6 protein-coding genes are annotated in these 18,706 nt (G+C 66.9%); 3 read left to right on the top strand and 3 right to left on the bottom strand.

Annotated elements, in window-relative coordinates; all coding sequences use genetic code 11:
• The 3 genes from dsbD to dsbG form a co-directional block, all read left to right on the top strand.
• On the top strand, positions 1-1,573 hold a 1,573-nt coding region (dsbD, locus tag ACK6AU_RS03490), incomplete at its 5' end, for a protein-disulfide reductase DsbD (RefSeq protein WP_409297758.1).
• The gene (locus tag ACK6AU_RS03495; RefSeq protein WP_185701014.1) at positions 1,573-2,436 is read left to right on the top strand and encodes a TlpA disulfide reductase family protein; all 864 of its coding nucleotides are present in this window, start codon (positions 1,573-1,575) and stop codon (positions 2,434-2,436) included. The genes dsbD and ACK6AU_RS03495, both read left to right, overlap by 1 nt.
• Positions 2,412-3,179, top strand: a complete 768-nt coding sequence (gene dsbG / locus ACK6AU_RS03500; RefSeq protein WP_185701013.1) for a thiol:disulfide interchange protein DsbG — start codon at positions 2,412-2,414, stop codon at positions 3,177-3,179. Before ACK6AU_RS03495 ends, dsbG begins: the two co-directional genes overlap by 25 nt.
• A 48-nt stretch (positions 3,180-3,227) precedes the next feature.
• Here dsbG and ACK6AU_RS03505 read toward each other — a convergent pair whose 3' ends face one another.
• The 3 genes from ACK6AU_RS03505 to ACK6AU_RS03515 all read right to left on the bottom strand — a co-directional run bounded on the left by ACK6AU_RS03505 (position 3,228) and on the right by ACK6AU_RS03515 (position 18,524).
• Positions 3,228-4,277 carry a hypothetical protein gene (locus ACK6AU_RS03505; RefSeq protein ID WP_409297760.1) on the bottom strand — a complete coding sequence of 350 codons (1,050 nt, stop codon included), beginning with the start codon at positions 4,275-4,277 and terminating at the stop codon, positions 3,228-3,230.
• Positions 4,278-4,331: 54 nt separating this feature from the next.
• Positions 4,332-5,369 carry a hypothetical protein gene (locus tag ACK6AU_RS03510; RefSeq protein WP_409297762.1) on the bottom strand — a complete coding sequence of 346 codons (1,038 nt, stop codon included), beginning with the start codon at positions 5,367-5,369 and terminating at the stop codon, positions 4,332-4,334.
• Positions 5,370-5,504: 135 nt separating this feature from the next.
• Positions 5,505-18,524, bottom strand: coding sequence for a non-ribosomal peptide synthetase (locus ACK6AU_RS03515; RefSeq protein ID WP_409297764.1), 13,020 nt, complete (start codon positions 18,522-18,524; stop codon positions 5,505-5,507).
• Positions 18,525-18,706: the final 182 nt, after the last annotated feature.

The raw sequence follows: 18,706 nt of genomic DNA on the forward strand, positions 1-18,706 counted from the left end.
GTCCCAGAAACGCCTGAAGTCCGACGGCCTCCACCCCGGGGGCCAGCCGGGCTGGCAGGCGGGCAAGGCCCTTAGCGACGAATTCTTCGGGGCCCAGACCGTGTCCAGCCAGGGCCTGGAGGTGAAGCTCCCGGCCACCGCCACGGGCAAGGTCAAGCTGGGCTGGCAAGGCTGCGCCGACGCCGGCCTGTGCTACCCACCGCAAACCCTGGAAGTGGACCTGGGCGCAGCCCCGGTCGTGGTGGCCAACGCTAGCGCCCAGAGCGGCACCGCGGCGGCCCAGGACCAGTTGCTGGCCAACGACTTGCAACAGAAATCCTGGGGCCTGGGCCTGCTGGCGTTCTTCGGCTTCGGCCTGCTACTGGCCTTCGCGCCCTGCTCGCTGCCGATGCTGCCGATCCTCGCCGGCATGGTGGTGGGCAGCGGCGCCAGCCCGCGCCGAGGCCTGGCCCTGGCTTCCAGCTATGTGCTGTGCATGGCCCTGGTTTACGCCGGCATGGGCGTGATCGCCGCCCTGCTGGGCAGCAACCTGCAAGCCTGGCTGCAGCAACCCTGGGTCCTGGGCAGCTTCGCCGCCTTGTTCGTGCTGCTGGCCTTGCCGATGTTCGGCTTCTTCGAGTTGCAGATGCCGGCGTTCCTGCGTGATCGCCTGGAGGGTGCCAGCCGCCAGCGCCAGGGCGGCAGCCTGATCGGCTGCGGGGTCCTCGGCGCCCTGTCCGCGCTACTGGTCGGCCCGTGCATGACCGCGCCCCTGGCGGGCGGCCTGCTGTATATCGCCCAGACCGGCAATGCCCTGTTTGGCGGCCTGGCGCTGTTCGCCCTGGGCCTGGGCATCGGCCTGCCGTTGTTGCTGCTGGTGACCCTGGGCAACCGCTTCCTGCCCAAGCCCGGCCCCTGGATGAACCTGCTCAAGGGCGTGTTCGGCATCCTTTTCCTCGGCACCGCCATCTACATGCTGCGTCCGGTGCTGAACGCCAGCCTGTGGATCGGCCTGTGGGGTGCCCTGGCCCTGGTCCTGGCCTACTGCGCCTGGCAGCAACGGGCGATCGCCGGGCGCCTGCTGCACCTGTTCGGTGCCGGTGCGTTGCTGTTCGGCATCTGGGGCAGCGTGCTGCTGGTGGGCGCCGCTGGCGGCAGCGACGACCTGCTGCACCCGCTGAAGGTCTATAGCGGCGGCGCCCCCGCCAGCAACGCCAGTGCCCACGACGCCTTCACCACGGTCAAGACGCCTGCCGAGCTGCAAGGCGCCCTGGACAGCGCCCAGGCCCGGGGCCAGTGGGTGCTGCTGGACTACTACGCCGACTGGTGCGTGTCGTGCAAGATCATGGAGAAGACCGTATTCGGCCAGCCCCAGGTCCTCGAGGCCCTGAAGGACGTGCGCCTGCTGCGCCTGGACGTGACCCTGGATAATGCCGACGGCCGCGAACTGCTCGGCCGCTACAAGGTACCGGGACCGCCCAGCATGCTGTGGATCGGCCCGGATGGCAGCGAACGCCGCAGCCAGCGCATCACCGGCGAAGTGGATTCCGCGACCTTCCTGCAACGCTGGACCCAGACCCTGGAAGCCCGCTGATGCTGACCTTTACCATCGGCACCTTCGCCATCGCCCTCAACCACCTGCTGCTGATCAGTGCCCTGGCCCTGGCCACGCTGGTGGGCTGGCGCGTGGCCAAGCGCGGCGGCGACAACCCGGAGTCGGTGCTGTTCTCGCTGTTCCTGATCGGCATGCTCGCCGCCCGGGTCAGTTTCGTCATCGCTTACTGGAGGCACTACCGGCACGACTTGTGGATGGTCATCGACCTGCGCGACGGCGGCTTCCTAGCCTGGCCCGGGGTGCTGGTCATGCTCCTGGCAGCCCTGGCCTGGGGCTGGAAACGCCCGGCCCTGCGCCGCCCGCTGGGTGCCGGGATCGCTACCGGCCTGGCGTTCTGGCTGCTGGCGACCCTGTCCCTGAGCCTCTACGACCAGGGTACGCGCCTGCCGGAAGTGGCCCTGCGCAACGCCAACGGCGACACCGTGCAGCTCACCGACTACCAGGGCGGGCCGCTGGTGATCAACCTCTGGGCCACCTGGTGCCCACCCTGCCGGCGGGAAATGCCGGTGCTGGAAAAAGCCCAGCAACAACGCCCGGACCTGACCTTCCTGTTCGTCAACCAGGCCGAGAGCATGCAGAGCGTCGCGACCTTCCTGGCCACCCAGGAGCTGAACCTGGACAACGTACTGTTCGACGGCAGTGGCCGCCTGGGCAAGGCCGTGGGTTCCATGGCCCTGCCCACCACCCTGTTCTACAGCGCCGACGGCCGCCTGCTGGGCAGCCACCTCGGGGAACTCTCGGAAGCCAGCCTGGCCCGCGCCCTGGAGAACTTCGACGGCATCCATCCGACTCCGGTCGCCCCCTCAAGGAAACCCCCATGCCCTTCATCCGCCACCTGCTGAGCCTGTCCCTGGGCGCGGCACTGCTCAATGTCCCGCTGCTGCAGGCCGAGGAACTGCCCGCGCCGATCCGCAAGATCGAAGCCAAGGGCGCCAAGATCATCGGCAGCTTCGACGCTCCGGCTGGCCTCAAGGGTTATGCCGCGCAGTACCAGAACCGCGGCATGACCCTGTACCTGACCGCCGATGGCCAGCACGTGCTGCTGGGCAACCTGTACGACGCCGACGGCAAGGACCTCAGCGCCGAACCGCTGCAGAAACTGGTCTATGCACCGATGGCCAAGGAAGTCTGGGGCAACCTGGAGAAAAGCGACTGGATCGCCGACGGCAAGGCCGATGCGCCACGTATCGTCTACCTGTTCAGCGACCCCAACTGCCCCTACTGCAACATGTTCTGGGAACAAGCCCGGCCCTGGGTCAAGGCCGGCAAGGTGCAACTGCGGCACATCATGGTCGGCATCATCCGCGAGGACAGCCCGGGCAAATCCGCCGCCCTGCTGGCCGCCAAGGATCCGAGCCAGGCCCTGCAGGATCACGAGAAGGCCGGCAAGGGCAGCAACCTGAAACCCCTGCAAAGCATCCCCAAAGCGATCCAGGCCAAGCTCGACGCCAACATGAAGCTCATGGAGGAACTGGAGTTGTCGGCTACCCCGGCGATCTTCTACCTCGATGACAAGGGCGAGCTGCAACAACAGCAAGGCGCCCCGGCGCCGGGCAAGCTGCCGCAGATCCTCGGCCCCAAGTAATCAGCCAGAACACCCAGCACCTGCGGGACTCGGCAACGGCGAGAGGGATCAATCATGCTCGGGGGCTTCGCGAGCCAGGATAGCGTCCAGCTCGCCAGCCTCCCCACGTTCCTCAAGAACACCGCTCACCTGATCGATCCACACTTGCTCCGAAGCGATCCCCACCCACGAGTGACTGCCGAAGCCATGATACGGCCGGTCGTCGAAGGTGCTGATCAGCAGCTGGTTCAAGCGCTCGGTCTCCAGGTTCTTGCGCTGGATCTGCACCTGCAGCGCCCCCAGTACCTTCTGCTGCTCCTGCGGGTTCGGCGCGTAGGCCGTCACCCGCGGCGAGCTGAGCACCAAGAACCGCGGCGGCAGGTTCTCATCGATGGCGGCCTGCAAACGGTAATGCCCGTCAAGAACCAGGTAGCTGTTCAGCCCGCTGACATACCACAACAGGATCGGCGGCAAGCTGCCTTCACGGGCTTTCTTGCGCCACCACTTCAGGCGCCCGGCCAGCGGATCGACGCCATGCAGGCCAACCACCGCGCCACCCCCTTCCCAAAGATCGACCCAACGCGCCGGGCCAGGCCGTTGGTTGTCGAGAATGTTGCGGCCGTCGATGGTCCACTGCGGCATATGGCTCAGGGCATCTTCGCCGCCTTTGAAGTACCACTGGTCGATACCGCTGGGCAGTGATCGCCCACAGGGGTGGGCAGCAGGCTGCAGGGCCCGCACCAACCAATAGCCGGGGTAGAGAAAATCCGCTTGATGTCGCAGCAACTGCTGGACGAAAAACCGACTCCAGGCCTTGAGCTGCAGGGACGGGGCGAGACGCGAATGTTGTTCCACCCGGGGCGAATCGATGGGCCCGACCAGGGTCTGCGGCAGTTGCCCAAGCAGCTGATTGCGTACCAGCCACACCCCGTAGAGACAGCGCGACATGGTGGCCCAGAGTAGCGTCTGGTCTCCGACGACCAACTGCATGCGCCGGTTATCGCCACTGAGCAGGCACAGGTTTGGCTTGCCGTTGGCCGGATGCCTGACATCCAGCCCGAGGCCGCTCCAATTGCCAGCCAGATCCTCGATATCCCGCCAGAAAGCCTGTTCCACCATTGTCCCTAATCCCCTGCCCTGTGGCGCGCGGGCGCGACTATAACAGAGGCCCCGTCAGCCACGCCGGGCAATCACTGCGTCCACCTCGCTTTCAAGCCCCTGCTCGATCAGGCACTGGCGCACCTCATCGCACCACTGTTCCCGGGGTTCATTGCCGGTCCAGGCTTGGGTCGCGCTGACGTAGTGCGGCCGATCGTCGAAAGCCTGGATCAGCACCCGGTTGAGGTGCTCGGTACTCAAGGCCTGGTTGCGCGGCACCGCGTCGCCACGCTTGCGCAACGAATCCATGACCCGTTGCCGATGCTCGAGGCTCGGCGTGAAATTGCGCGTGCGGGTAGCGCTGAGGACGATGAAGGACGGCGCGAGATTTTCCGCGATGGCGGCCTGCAAACGGTAGTGCCCATCGATCACCAGGTAGGACGCCAGTCCGCCGACGTACCACAGCAGCACCGGCGGCAGGCTGCCCTCCCGGGCCTTCTTGCGCCACCACTTGAGCCGCCCCGCCTGTGGATCGACGCGATGCAGGCCGATGAGCTTGCCGCCGCCGTGCCACCAGTCGATCCACTCCAGAGTCTGGGGTTGCAGGTTGTCGAGAAAGTCCTCGCCATACAGGAACCAGCTGGGCACGTGGGTCAACGGGTCGACCCTCGAGGTGAAGCGCCATTTGTCCAGGCCGTTGCCGGTACTGGACGGTTCCGCTACCAGGCCCTGGGCCAGCCAGTAGCCGGGGGTGAGGAAGTGCCGGGCACTGGCGCCCAGACGGCTGACGAAATAGCGGCTCCAGGCCTTGATCCGCCGCTCGGGCGCCAACGCCGCGTGCTGTTCGACGGTGGGTGAGTCGATGGGGGCGAGCAACCGGCATTCAGCGCCCTCGGCCAGCGGCTTGCGCACCAGCCAAACACCGCCATGGTCCCAGGCAATGGTGGCCCAGAACAACGGTGTGTCGTGGTGCATCAGCTTGAAGCGGGCATTCTCGCCGGTGCGCAGGTACAGCGGCGGCTTGTCCGTGACGCCGGGTTCGATCTCGACGCCCAGGCCGCTCCAGTGGCCCAGGGTGTCTTCGATATCGTGCCAGTAAAGCTGCTCTGCCATGGTTCCGGTCCTTGAATGAAAACGCCCGGCACAGGTGCGGGACCTGGGCCGGGCGCGATCATAACAGAGGGTTTGAGGGGCTATAGACCAACAGAACCTGACTGGCCAGCGAACAAGGCCCCGTCACCCTTGGGGTCACAAGCCCTCCAGCTCAGCCATCAGGTCGCTCAGGCGATCGACCTTCTCCTCGCTGATTTCATTGGCCCCCAGTCCGTCGATGTACGCGGCCAGCTCCTGCACCGTGCTGCATTCGAACATCGCCCGCAGCGGCACGTTGCGTTGCAGGGTTTTCTGCACCCGCGAGGCGATCTGCGTGGCCAGCAGGGAATGCCCGCCCAACTCGAAGAAGTTGTCGCGCACGCCCACCCGTTCGACCTTGAGCACCTCGGCCCAGATATCGGCCAGGGTCTGTTCCAGTTCGCTGCCCGGGGCTTGATAGTCCTGGCTCTGCAACTGGCCGATTTCCAGGGCCGGCAAGGCCTTGCGATCGAGCTTGCCGTTGGCGTTGAGCGGCAAGCGCTCCAGCCACAGCCAGTGCAGCGGCACCATGTACTCCGGCAGTTCGGCGCGCAGGCGCGGCTTGATCCGCTCCAGGCATTCGCTCGGGCTCAGGCTTGAGTCACTGGCCACCAGGTAGCCCACCAGATGCTTGCCATTGACGCCCTCCTGCACCCCGACCGCGGCATCGCGCAGCTCCGGCTGTTCGTGCAGGCGCGCTTCGATCTCGCCCAGTTCGATGCGGTAGCCACGGATCTTCACCTGATGGTCGATGCGGCCGACGTATTCCAGCACGCCGTCGCTGCGCCGGCGTGCCAGGTCGCCGGTGCGGTACAGGCGTTCGCCCGCCGCACCGAACGGATGGGGCACGAAGGCAAGCGCGGTACGCAACGGGTCGCTGACGTAGCCACGGCCGACACCGGTACCGGCCACGCACAGCTCGCCCACCGCGCCCAGGGGCACCAGCTCCAGGGCTTCGTCCATCAGGTACAACAGGTTGTTGTCGGTGGGCGTGCCGATGGGCAGGTAGCTGCCCCGGGTCGAGGCCAGGTCCACGCGGAAGAAGGCCACGTCATCGGAGCACTCCGCCGGACCGTAGGCGTTGACCAGGCCGATCCGTGGATAACGCAGCAGCCACTGGTGCGCCAGCTCCGGTGGCATGGCCTCGCCGGTGGGCAGCATCCAGCGCAGGCCGTCCAGGGCGATGGCGTCCTGGGCCAGCATGCCCTGGATCAGCGACGGCACACTCTCCAGCACAGTGATGCCCTGCTCCTGGACGTGGGCCAGGAGCCCCTGGGGATCATGGGCGATGGTATTGGGCACGATGTCCACCCGAGCGCCGAACAGCGGCGCGGCCAGGAACTGCCAGACCGAGATATCGAAGCTCTGGGAGGCAGTCTGGGCGATCACATCGGCCTCGCTCAGTTGCAGGTACGGCACCTTGCTCAACTGGTTGTTGAGCATGCCGCGTTGCTCCACCATCACGCCCTTGGGCAGGCCGGTGGAACCGGAGGTGTAGATCACGTAGGCGAGGTTGTCCGCACGGCTGTAGCGTCCGGGATTGTCCTCGCGCCCAGCCCCGGCCTGGACGTCTTCCCAGACCAGCAGGCGCGGACGAGCGGCGCAGCCGAACTCGTCCAGCAGGGCCTGGGCCTGTTCACGGCAAGCCTGGGTACAGACCAGGATCGGCGTACGACTGAGTTCGATGATGCGGCCCAGGCGCTGGCCCGGCAGGCCCGGGTCCAGGGGCAGGTAGCCGGCCCCGGCCTTGAAGCTGCCGATGATCATGCCCAACAGCTCCAGGCCACGCTCGGCCAGCAGGGCCACCGGCTGGTCGAAGCCCACGCCCTGGGTCACCAGGGCATGGCCCAGGCGGTTGCTGCGCAGGTTCAACTCGGCGTAGCTATGGCTCTGCTCCAGGCAACTGGCGGCGATACGCTGCGGATGCGCCGCCACCTGGGCCTCGAACAACTCCACGTAGCTGCGCTCCAGCGGGTACTGGTGCTGGCTCTGGTTGCAACCGGCCAGCAGGAAATCACGCTCCTCCTCGCCCAGCAACGGCAGCTCGGCCATGTCGCCATTAAAGCCCTGCATCAGCGCCAGCAGCAGGCGCTTGAACTCGCCCAGCATGCGCTCGATGGTCGCCTGCTCGAAGTAGCGCTGGTCATAGGACAGGTGCAGCCCCAGGTCGTCCCCCGGGTAGCAGACGGCCGTGATCGGGAAGTTGGTGTGGGTGCGGCCGGAGTCCGAACTGGCGTTCAGGCTCTGGGCCCGATCCAGTACCGAGACCTCCACCGGGGCGTTCTCGAACACGAACAGGCTGTCGAACAGCGGCTGGCCCTTGGGCAGCTCGCTGGTTTCCTGGATCGCCACCAGCGGCAGGTACTCGTACTCGCGCAGCTGCATGTTGCTGTCCAGCAACTGGCCCAGCCATTGGCGCACGCTGCAGCGCTGGCCATCCTCGGGCAACTTGACCCGCAGGGCGATGCTGTTGATGAACAGGCCGACGGTGCGCTGCATCTGCGGCATGTCCACCGGCCGCCCGGCCACGGTGACCCCGAACAGCACGTCGCGGTCGCCGCTCATGCGCCGCAGCACCAGGGCCCAGGCCGCCTGGGCGAAGGTGTTGACGGTCAACTGGTGCTGCTGCGCCAGCTCGCGCAATTGCGCACCGTCCCGTGGATCGAGCCGGGTGTAGCAGTCGCCGACGATCATGCCGCCGCTGTCGCCGGCATGCTCGCGCAGGAATGGCCGGTCGCTGGGGATCGGCGTGGTGCGTTCGAAGCCCGCGAGATTCTGCCGCCACCACTGGCGCGCCTCGGCCAGGCTCTGGTGTTGCAGCCAGCCGATGTAGTCGCGGTAGCGCGGCGGTACTGCCAACTGCGCCTCGCGGCCTTCGCCCAGGGCGGTGTATATCTCGAAGAAGTCGTTCATCAGCAACGAACGGCACCAGGCATCGATGAGGATGTGGTGGTTGCTCATCATGAACCAGTAGCGCGCGGCGCCGACACGGATCAGCCGCAGGTGGAACGGCGCCTGGTTGAGCAGATCGAAACCGGCCTCGCGCTCGGCCTTGTGCAGGGCTTGCAGCCTGGCTTCCTGCTCGGCCTCCGGCACATCGCTCCAGTCCAGGTACTCGATGGGCGTGCTGCCCGGCTTGTGGATAACCTGCAGCATGTCCTCGCCCACGTTCCAGCAGAACGAGGCGCGCAGGGCTTCATGCCGGGCCACCACGGCCTGCCAGGCCTGGGCAAAGCGCTCGGGGTCCAGTTCGCTGTTGATGCGGTAGCGGTCCTGCATGTAGTAGAGGCCGGTACCCGGTTCCAGCAGGGTGTGCAGCAACATGCCTTCCTGCATCGGCGTCAGCGGATAGACATCCTCGATCTGCGACGCCGGTACTGGCAGGGCATCGAGCTGGGCCTGGGTCAGGCGCGCCAGGGGGAAGTCCGACGGCGTCAAGCCACCGGCATCGTCCTTCAGGCAATGGGCGATCAGGCTCTGCAGCTCACCCAGGTAGGCCGCTGCCAGCTCGGCGATCAGCTCGGGCTCGAAGCGCTCGGCGCTGTAGGTCCAGCGCAGCACCAGTTCACCGCCGTAGACCTGGCTGTCGATGCTCAGCTCGTTGGGCAGCGGTGCCTCCAGGGCATGGGCCGGGCCGACTGACTCGTCCAGCGGCCGCAGCAGCGCATCGCGACCGAAGCTCTGGTCGAACTGCCCCAGGTAGTTGAAGGTCACCGGCGCCAGCGGCAGCGCCGCCAGGGCACTACGGCAAGCGTCATCGGCCAGGTAGCGCAGCACGCCATAGCCCAGGCCCTTGTGCGGCACGCCGCGCAATTGCTCCTTGATCGCCTTGATCGAGGCGCCCTGCCCGGCGGCTTCTTCCACCTGCAACGGCGTCAGGCGCAGCGGATAGGCGCTGGTGAACCAGCCCACGGTGCGGGTCAGGTCGATCTCGTCGAACAACGCCTCGCGGCCGTGCCCTTCCAGTTGCACCAGAGCCGAAGGCTGCCCGCTCCAGCGGCACAGCACCCGGGCCAGGGCGGTGAGCAGCAGGTCGTTGACCTGGGTGCGATAGGCCGCCGGGGCCTGTTGCAGCAGTTGACGGGTGCGCTCGGCATCCAGGGTCACGCTGTGGCTGCGGGCATGCTGGTGTTGCTGGCCACCGTCCGGCTGCAACCCTGGCAATTGCGCCGCCGGGCCGGCCAATTGCTGTTGCCACCAGGCTAGTTCCTCGCGCAGCGACTCACTGCCGGCGTAGGCCTGCAAGCGGCTCGACCAGTCGCGCAGGGCGCTGGTCTTGGCCGGCAACTGCACGGCCTGGCCCGCCTCCAGCTGGCGATAGACGTTCTGCAGATCCTCCAGCAGTACCCGCCAGGACACGCCGTCCACCACCAGGTGGTGGATGACCAGCAGCAGCCGCTGCTCACCCTCCGGACCGTCCACCAGCACCGCGCGCAGCAGCGGCCCATGCTCCAGGTCGAGGCTGCGCTGGGCATCGGCGAACAAGGTTTCGCAGGTGGCCATGGACGGCACCCGTACCTGCCACAGCAACGGCGCATCGGACAGCGGCAAGTACTCGGCGCGCCATTGTTCGTTGCTCTGGTTGAAGCGCAGGCGCAAGGCGTCGTGTTGTTCCACCACCGCCAGCAGCGCCTGCTCCAGGCGCTGGGCATCCAGGGGCGCCACCGGCTCCAGCAGCAGCGCCTGGTTCCAGTGCTGCGGCTGCGGGATGCGGCTATCGAAGAACCAATGCTGGATCGGGGTCAGCGGCGTCTCGCCGCTGAGCAGTCCTTGCTCGGCGCTGATGCGCTGGCGGCGGCTGGCCACCCGCGCCAGGGTCTGCACGGTCTGGTGCTGGAACAGGTCACGCGGGGTGAAATGGATGCCCAGCTGGCGCGCGCGGCTGACCACCTGGATCGACAGGATCGAATCGCCGCCCAGTTCGAAGAAGTTGTCGTTGAGGCCCACCTGCTGCACGTTCAGTACATCGCACCAGATCCGCGCCAGGCTCTGCTCCAACTCGTTGCTCGGAGCCACGTACTGCTGGCGATTGAGCTCCGGGTCCGGCACCGGCAAGGCCCGGCGATCGAGCTTGCCGTTGGCGGTCAGCGGCAGGCTGGACAGCAGGATCAGGTGAGTCGGCACCATGTAGTCCGGCAACTGGGTCTTCAACTGCTGCTTGAGGGCTTCGCGCAACTCGGCTTGCGCCGCCTCGTCCTGTCCGGCGACCTCGGTCACCAGGTAACCCGCCAGTTGCTTGCCCGATGGCGCATCCAGCGCCAGCACCACCGCTTCGCGGACTGCAGGATGATCCAGCAAGCGGGATTCGATTTCCCCCAGCTCGATACGGAAGCCGCGGATCTTCACCTGATGGTCGACCCGGCCGATGTATTCCACCTGGCCGTCGGCGCACTGGCGCACCAGGTCGCCGGTGCGATACAAGCGGCCGCCGGCGACGCTGAACGGGTCGGCGACGAAACGCTCGGCGCTGAGACCAGGGCGACGATGGTAGCCCTGGGCCAGGCCCGCACCGCCCACATACAGCTCACCGGTCGCGCCTTGGGGCACCAGAGCCAGGTCGGCATCGAGGATATAGGCCACCCGCGCGCCGACGATGCGGCCGATGGGCACGCTGGCCACGCCTTCGGCCAATTGTTCCGGCGCCAGGCTGGCCAGGGGCATGACCACGGTTTCGGTCGGGCCGTAGGCGTTGAAGAACAGGCTCGGCTGGAAGGCCGCGCGAATGCGTTGCAGGTGCTCGCCGGTCAGGGCTTCGCCACCGGTGATGCACATGCGTACCGCCAGGGTTTGCTGCTGGGTCGCCAGGTGCTGGGCCAACTGGCTGCCATAACTGGGGGTGAAGCCCAGGATGCTGACCCGATGCTGGCGGATCAGCTGGCAGATTTTCTCGGCGTCCCACTGGCCCTGGGCCCGCAGCACCACCTGGGCACCGCTGAGCAGCGGCACCAGCAAGCGCTCGGTAGCGGCGTCGAAGTTGATGGAATAGAAGTGCAGTTCGCAATCGTCGGCACGCATGCCGAATCGACGGATCACCGCCTGGCAGTGCATGGCGATTTCCCCATGGGACACCACCACGCCCTTGGGCAGGCCGGTGGAACCGGAGGTGTAGATCAGGTAGGCCTGGTGCTGCGGCAGGCTGACCAACGGCGGCTCGCTGGCCGGGTAGTCGGCCAGCAGCGCGCCGTCCTCCTCCAGGCACCAGCACGCCACGCCTGCCGGCAGTTCGCCGAGGGCCTGGAACATCCGCGCATCGCTGAGCAGCAGGCCGATGCCGCTGTCCTCGATCATGTAGTGCAGGCGATCCAGGGGGTATTCCGGGTCCAGCGGCACATAGGCGCCGCCGGCCTTGAGGATCGCCAGCAGGCCGATCACCATTTCCAGCGAGCGCTCCAGCGCCAGGCCGACCCGCACCTGCGGGCCCACTCCACGCTCGCGGAGCATCCAGGCCAGGCGATTGGCGCGGCTGTCCAGCTCGCTGTAGCTCAGGGTCTGGCCGGCGAAGGTCAGCGCCGGGGCCTCCTGGCGAGCCCGGACCTGCTGGCTGAACAACTGCTGGATGCATAGGTCCAGGCGCTGCTCGCCGGCTTCGCTACCCAGGCTATCGAGCAGTTGGCGCTGCTCGTCCGACTGCAGCAATGGCAGTTCGCACAGACGCTGCGTCGGGTCGCCCAGCAACGCCTCCAGCAGATTGCGCCAGTGCGCAGCCATGCGCGCGATGCGCGGCTCGTCGAACAGGTCGGTGCTGTAGGTCAGGCAGCAGCCCAGGCGCTGATCCAGGTCGGTGACTTCCAGGTTGAGGTCGAACTTGGTAGCCCGGGCATCGTTGACCAGGTACTCCACGGTCATGCCCGCCAGTTGCCGGCTCTGCTGGAACTCCCAGCGCTGGACGTTGCACATCACCTGGAACAGCGGGTTGTAGGCGGCGCTGCGCGGCGGTTGCAGGGCCTCCACCAGATGATCGAACGGCAGGTCCTGGTGGGACTGGCCATCGATCACCGTCTGGCGTACCTGCTCCAGCAACTGGCCGACGCTCATCTGTCCATCCAGCTGGCAGCGCAGCACCTGGGTATTGAGGAAGGCCCCGATCAGGCCTTCGCTTTCCGGGCGGATGCGGTTGGCCACCGGCGCGCCGATGCGCAGGTCGGTCTGGCCGCTGTAGCGATACAGCAGCACCGACAGGGCGGCGGTCATGGTCATGAACAGGGTCAGGCCGTGCTCGGCATTGAAGGCCCGGACCCGGGCCGCCAGTGCGTCGTCAAGATCGAAGCGATAGAGCTCGCCCTGGTGGCTCTGCACCGCCGGCCGTGGCCGGTCGCTGGGCAGCTCCAGCAATGGATGCTCGCTGCCCAGTTGCTTTGTCCAGTAGTCCAGCTGGCGCTGGCGCTCGCCAGACTCCAGCCACTGCCGTTGCCACACGCTGTAGTCCAGGTACTGCACCGGCAGCGGTTCCAGGGGCGAATCGCGGTCGTCGAGGAAGGCTTCGTACAGCGCCCCCAGCTCACGGGCGAAGATGTCCATGGCCCAGCCTTCGGTCACGATGTGGTGCAGGGTCAGGACGAAGTAGTGTTCCTGATCGCCGGCCTTGACCAGGCAAGCCCGCAGCAAAGGGCCGGTTTCCAGGTCGAAGGGCTGGTGCGCCTCGCTGTCCGCCAGTTGCTGCAGGCGCTGTTGCCGCGCCTCGGGGGCCAGGGCCGAGAAGTCCTTCCAGGCCATGCGCAGGCCGGTATCGGCATGCACCTGCTGGCGGGCCACGCCGTCGACGCTGGGGAAGGTGGTGCGCAGGGTTTCGTGGCGCAGGATCAGCGCTTGCAAGGCCGCCTCGAAACGCCCGACATCCAGCACACCGCTCAGCCGTGCCATGCCGCCGACGTTATAGGCCGGGCTGTCCGGCTCCATCTGCCAGAGGAACCACATGCGCTGCTGGGAATAGGACAGCGGCACCGGTTGGCTGCGATCGACCTGGGCGATCGGCGGCTGCTGATTGTGCGCCCCGCTCTCCTGGATCAGTCGCACTTGTTCGGCAAAGGCCCCCAGCTCGCTGGCTTCGAACAGCACGCGCAGGGGCAGCTCCACATCACAGGCCTGGCGAGTGCGGGAAATGATCTGGGTGGCCAGCAAGGAATGGCCGCCCAGGGCGAAGAAATCGTCCGTCAGGCCGATGCGTGGCTGGCCCAGCACCTCGCGCCAGATCGCCGCGATCTGCTGCTCCAGCTCGGTGCCGGGCTCGACATGCTCGCGCACCTGCCATTGCGGCTCGGGCAGTGCCCGGCGATCCAGCTTGCCACTGGGGCTCAGGGGCATGGACTTAAGGCGCACCAGTTGCGCCGGCACCATGTATTCGGGCAGCTCGGCGGCCAGGGCGGTTTTCAGGCGCGCGCTCAGCTGTTGTTCATCTTCATCGTCGGCATGGGCCGTGTAGTAGCCGATCAACTGCGCTCCGGCCTGGGTCTTACGCACCAGCACCGCGGCCTGGGCCACGCCGTCCTGGGCGAGCAGGCGCGCTTCGATCTCCTGGGGTTCGACCCGGAAGCCCCGCAGCTTGACCTGCTGGTCGAGGCGACCGAGGTATTCCAGTACGCCATCGGCGCACCAGCGCACCCGGTCACCGGTGCGGTACAGGCGCGCGCCCTCCTCGCTCAACGGGTCCACCACAAAGCGTTCGGCAGTCAGCGCCGCACGCCCCAGGTAACCCCGGGCCAGGCCCTGGCCGCTGATGCACAGCTCACCGGGCACTCCAGCCGGCAGCACGTTGAGTTCGGCGTCCAGCACACGGCAGATCACATTCCCCAAGGGACGACCGATGGGCGAACGCTCGCCATCAGCCACCGCGCAGTGCCAGTGGGTGACGTTGATCGCGGTTTCGGTCGGGCCATAGCGGTTGTGCAGTTGCACGCCCGGCAGTTGTTCCAGCAAGCGGTTGCGCAACTCGGCGGGCAAGGCTTCGCCACCGGAGAACACCCGACGCAGGCTATGGCAGCCGGCGCTGAGCGGCTCGTCGACGAACAGCTGCAACAGCGGCGGGACAAAGTGCAGCGTGGTCACGCCGTGCTCCTGCACCAACTGAGCGATACGGTGCGGGTCGCGATGCTCGCCGGGAGCGGCAATGAACAAGCGGCAGCCGGTGATCAGCGGCCAGAAGCATTCCCATACCGATACGTCGAAGCTGATCGGGGCTTTTTGCATCAGCACATCGTCAGCCTGCAACTGGTAGCGGTCCTGCATCCATTGCAGGCGCTCCATCAGCGCGGCGTGGGTATTGCCGACGCCCTTGGGTTGGCCGGTGGAACCGGAGGTGTAGATCACATAGGCCAGGTTGTCGCCATGCAGGTGCAGGCCCGGGGCCTGGCTCGGCCAGTTGTCGAGCTTGAGGCTGTCCATGGCGATGGCGCTGACGCCCGTGGTGGTTGGCATGCGCTCGAGCAGGTGGGTCTGGGTCAGCAGCAGCTCGACGCCGCTGTCGCCGAGCATGTAGGCCAGGCGCTCGGCCGGGTAGTCCGGGTCCAGGGGTACATAGGCACCGCCGGCCTTGACGATGGCCAGCAGGCCGATCAGCAGTTGCGGCGAACGCTCGGCGGCGATGGCCACGCACACGTCGGGGCCGACCCCCTTGTCCCGCAGGTAGTGGGCCAGGCGGTTGGCCTGGGTGTGCAGCTCGGCAAAACTCAACTGGCCACCCTCCCACACCAGCGCGGTGCGTTCCGGGGTCAACTGCCATTGTTCATGCAGGCGCTCCGGCAGCCAGCGCTCGGCCGGCTTACAGGGGGCCACGCTCCACTGTTGCAGCTGCTCGGCCTCTGCCTGGCTCAAGAGCGGCAGGTCGCCCAGAGCCGCGTCAGGTTGCTGGCAGGCATATTCCAGCAGGCTGATGAAGTGTCCGGCCAGGCGCTCGATGGTGGCCGCCTCGAACAGCTCGTCGGCGTAGTCGAAGGCCAGGCTCAGGCGTCCGTTGCGATCTTCCTCGGTGTGCAGTTGCAGGTCGAACTTGGCTTCGCGGCTGTGCCACGGCAGCTCTTCGGCCAGCAACCCGGGCAAGCGCCGCAGGGCACTGAGGTCGCGTTGCTGGTGGTTGAACATCACCTGGAACAGGCCTTGCTCGCGGGCCTCGGGGAAGGCTTCCAGCAGCTGTTCGAACGGCAGGTCCTGATTGGCCTGGGCCCCCAGGGTTGTCTCACGGGTCTGTTGCAGCAGCTCGGCGAAGGACTGGCGCCCATGCAACTGGCCGCGCAACACCTGGGTATTGATGAAGAAGCCCACCAGGCCCTGGGTTTCCAGGCGCGGGCGGTTGGCATTGGGCACCCCGACGCGGACATCGCCCTGGCCGGTGTAGCGGTACAGCAGCGTCTGGAAGGCTGCCAGCAGTAGCATGAATGGCGTCACCTGCTGGGCCTGGGCCGCCTGGCGCACGGCCTCGCTGAGGTTTGCACTCAAGCGCTGGCCGTGGCGCGCGGCGCTGTGCCGGACCTGGGCCGAGCGCGGATGATCGGTGGCCAGGCCCAGGGCAGGGGCTTCATCGGCCAGCTGCTGCTTCCAGTAATCCAGCTGGCGCTGGCCTTCGCCCTGGGCCAACCACTGGCGCTGCCAACTGCCGTAGTCGGCGTACTGCAGGGCCAGCGGCGCCAGCTCCAGGGCCTGGCCCTGGGCGAAGGCCGCATACAGGCGCGAGAACTCGTCGATCAGCAGGTTCAGCGACCAGCCGTCGGCAATGATGTGGTGCAGGGTCAGCAACAGTTGATGTTCTTCATCATCCAGGCGCACCAGGGTCGCCCAGTACAGGGGCCCCTTCTCCAGGTCGAACTGGGTGTGGGCCTCATCCTCGCGGATCTGCCGGGCCCGGGCTTCGCGTTCGGCCGGCGGCAGGTCGCTGATGTCGATCAGCTGCAGGTTGAACTCGCAGGGCTCATCCACCTGTTGCAGGGCTTGGCCATCTCGCTCGAAGAAACGCGTGCGCAGGGCTTCGTGACGCTGCAGCAGTTGCTGGAAGCTGGCACGCAGGGCGTCTTCGTCCAGTTCGCCACGCAAGCGCAGGCCACCGGGAATGTTGTAGGCGCTGCTGCAGGGGTCCAGCTGCCAGGTGATCCACAGGCGGTTCTGGGCCAGGGATTGCGGCAACGGCTGCTGGCGCGACAGGGCGCTGATCGCACCCCGGGCCCTGCCACCGTCCTGCTGCAAGCGCGCGACCTCGGCGCTGAACGCCGCCAGGGTCGGGGCCTCGAACAACAGGCGCAGCCCCAGTTCCAGGCCCAGCTCCTGGCTCAGGCGGGCCATGACCTGGGTGGCGGCGATGGAGTTGCCACCCAGCAGGAAGAAGTGATCGTCGGCGGCCACCGCTGCGCATTGCAACTGCTCCTGCCAGATGCGCCCGATCAGGGCCTGTAACTCATTGCCCGGCGCTTCGCCGGTTGCGTCCTGGCTCGGCGTCGAGGCATCCGGGAACAGCGCGTAGTAGTCCAGGCTGCCATCGGCCAGGCGAGTACGGCAGGCCGAGCGTTGCAGCTTGCCGCTGGAGGTCTTGGGCAAGGCTCCGGGATTGAGCAGCACCACCATGCTGGGCGCTTCCTGGCAGGCTTCGGCGACTGCCTGGCGAATGGTCTTGATCAGCGCCTCGGGCGGCAGGATCTTCTGCACGCTGCGGCTGATTTCCGCGGCGATGCCAATGCCTTCCTGGCCCTGGTCGGTGACCGCGAACGCCGCCACCCGCCCCTTGCGCACCACTTCTACTTCGCGCTCGATGGTCTTCTCGATGTCCTGGGGATATAGATTGTGCCCGCGCACGATCAGCAGGTCCTTCAGGCGCCCGGTGATGTACAGCTGGCCCTCGCGCATGAAGCCCAGGTCGCCAGTGCGCAACCAGGTGCGGCCGGCGTGCTGGACGAACGCCTTGGCGCTCGCTTCGGGGTTGCGCCAGTAACCATGGGCGATGCTCGGCCCGGCGGCCCAGACTTCACCGATGCGGTTATCGGGCAGCTCGCGAAGCTGCTGCGGGTCCATCAACAGCACCGCGTGCCCCGGCTGGCTGAAGCCGCAGCTCATCATCGCGCTGCCCTGCCCCGGTTCGGCACGGTTCTGCGCCAGGGCCTGCTCATCCAGGTGCAAGGCCGGGATGCCCTGGCCACGCACGCCACCGGCGACGAACAGAGTGGCTTCGGCCAGGCCATAGGACGCCAGGAAGTTATCGGCACTGAAACCGCAAGCGCCGAACTTCTCGGCAAAGCGCTCCAGGGTGTCCAGGCGGATCGGCTCCGAGCCGGAATAGGCCACGCGCCAGCCGCTCAGGTCGAGGCGCTGCAGGGCCGACTCACTGACCCTCTCGCTGCACAGGCGGTAGGCAAAGTCCGGGCCGCCACTAATGGTGCCGCCGTATTCGCTGATGGCTTCCAGCCAACGCAGGGGCCGGGCCAGGAAGTAGGCCGGGGACATGAGCACGCAGGGTACGCCACTGAAGATCGGTTGCAGCAGGCCGCCGATCAGGCCCATGTCGTGATACAGCGGCAACCAGCTGACGATCACGTCGTCCGGATTGAGGTCGATGCCGAAGCCGCGGCGGATCAGCATCTCGTTGGCCACCAGGTTGCCATGGCTGACTTGCACGCCCTTGGGCAAGGCCGTGGAACCGGAGGTGTATTGCAAGAAGGCGATGTCATCGTCCGCCAACTCGACGCTCTGCCAGCCCTCGGCCAGGGCGCTGTCCAGGGTATCGACGCACAACAGTTGCGGCGCCCCCTCGGCCTTGAGCTCGTCCATCTGCAACAGGGCCTCACGCAGTCCGGCGCTGGTCAGCAGCAGCCGTGGCTCGGCGTCGGCCATGATCGAGATCAACCGTTCCTGGTGATGGCGCCGGGCCGACTCTGGCGGATAGGCCGGTACCGCGATCACCCCGGCATACAGACAGCCGAAGAACGCCGCGACGTAGTCCGGGCCACTGGGGAACAGCAGCACCGCCCGGTCGCCGAACTCGGCATTGGCTTGCAAGGCCGCGGCGATGGTGCGCGCCCGCAGATCCAGGTCCCGGTAACTGAGGACCACGTTCTGCTCCTGGTCTTCGGCGAGGAAACGCAACGCCATTTGGTCAGGTGCCAGGACTGCCCGGCGTTGAAGGGCTTGGGCCAGGGTGCTGGGGAGTTCGAACGCGTCCGTCATGGGTTTTCCTGCCAGGATTGTGCTTGCAATGGAGAGCGGCCCCTGTCCTGGCATGCCCTGATAACTATCGACGAATCAGACAGTTACAAGTGGGCCATGGATCGCAGGAAGGCGCCGTGGCCGGGTCTGTTACCCGGAATCATTCTCCAATGGGAACGGATGACGTCTTGAAATAATTAGTC

This window comes from Pseudomonas sp. KCJK8993, assembly GCF_046230915.1.
In the GTDB taxonomy this organism is placed as follows: Bacteria; Pseudomonadota; Gammaproteobacteria; order Pseudomonadales; family Pseudomonadaceae; genus Aquipseudomonas; species Aquipseudomonas piscis.

What these genes read in the sequence shown, in the direction of transcription:
- dsbG (WP_185701013.1), top strand. Translation starts at nt 2,412, where the DNA reads ATGCCCTTCATCCGCCACCTGCTGAGCCTGTCCCTGGGCGCGGCACTG.
- ACK6AU_RS03495 (WP_185701014.1), top strand. Translation starts at nt 1,573, where the DNA reads ATGCTGACCTTTACCATCGGCACCTTCGCCATCGCCCTCAACCACCTG.
- ACK6AU_RS03510 (WP_409297762.1), bottom strand. Translation starts at nt 5,369, where the DNA reads ATGGCAGAGCAGCTTTACTGGCACGATATCGAAGACACCCTGGGCCAC.
- ACK6AU_RS03515 (WP_409297764.1), bottom strand. Translation starts at nt 18,524, where the DNA reads ATGACGGACGCGTTCGAACTCCCCAGCACCCTGGCCCAAGCCCTTCAA.
- ACK6AU_RS03505 (WP_409297760.1), bottom strand. Translation starts at nt 4,277, where the DNA reads ATGGTGGAACAGGCTTTCTGGCGGGATATCGAGGATCTGGCTGGCAAT.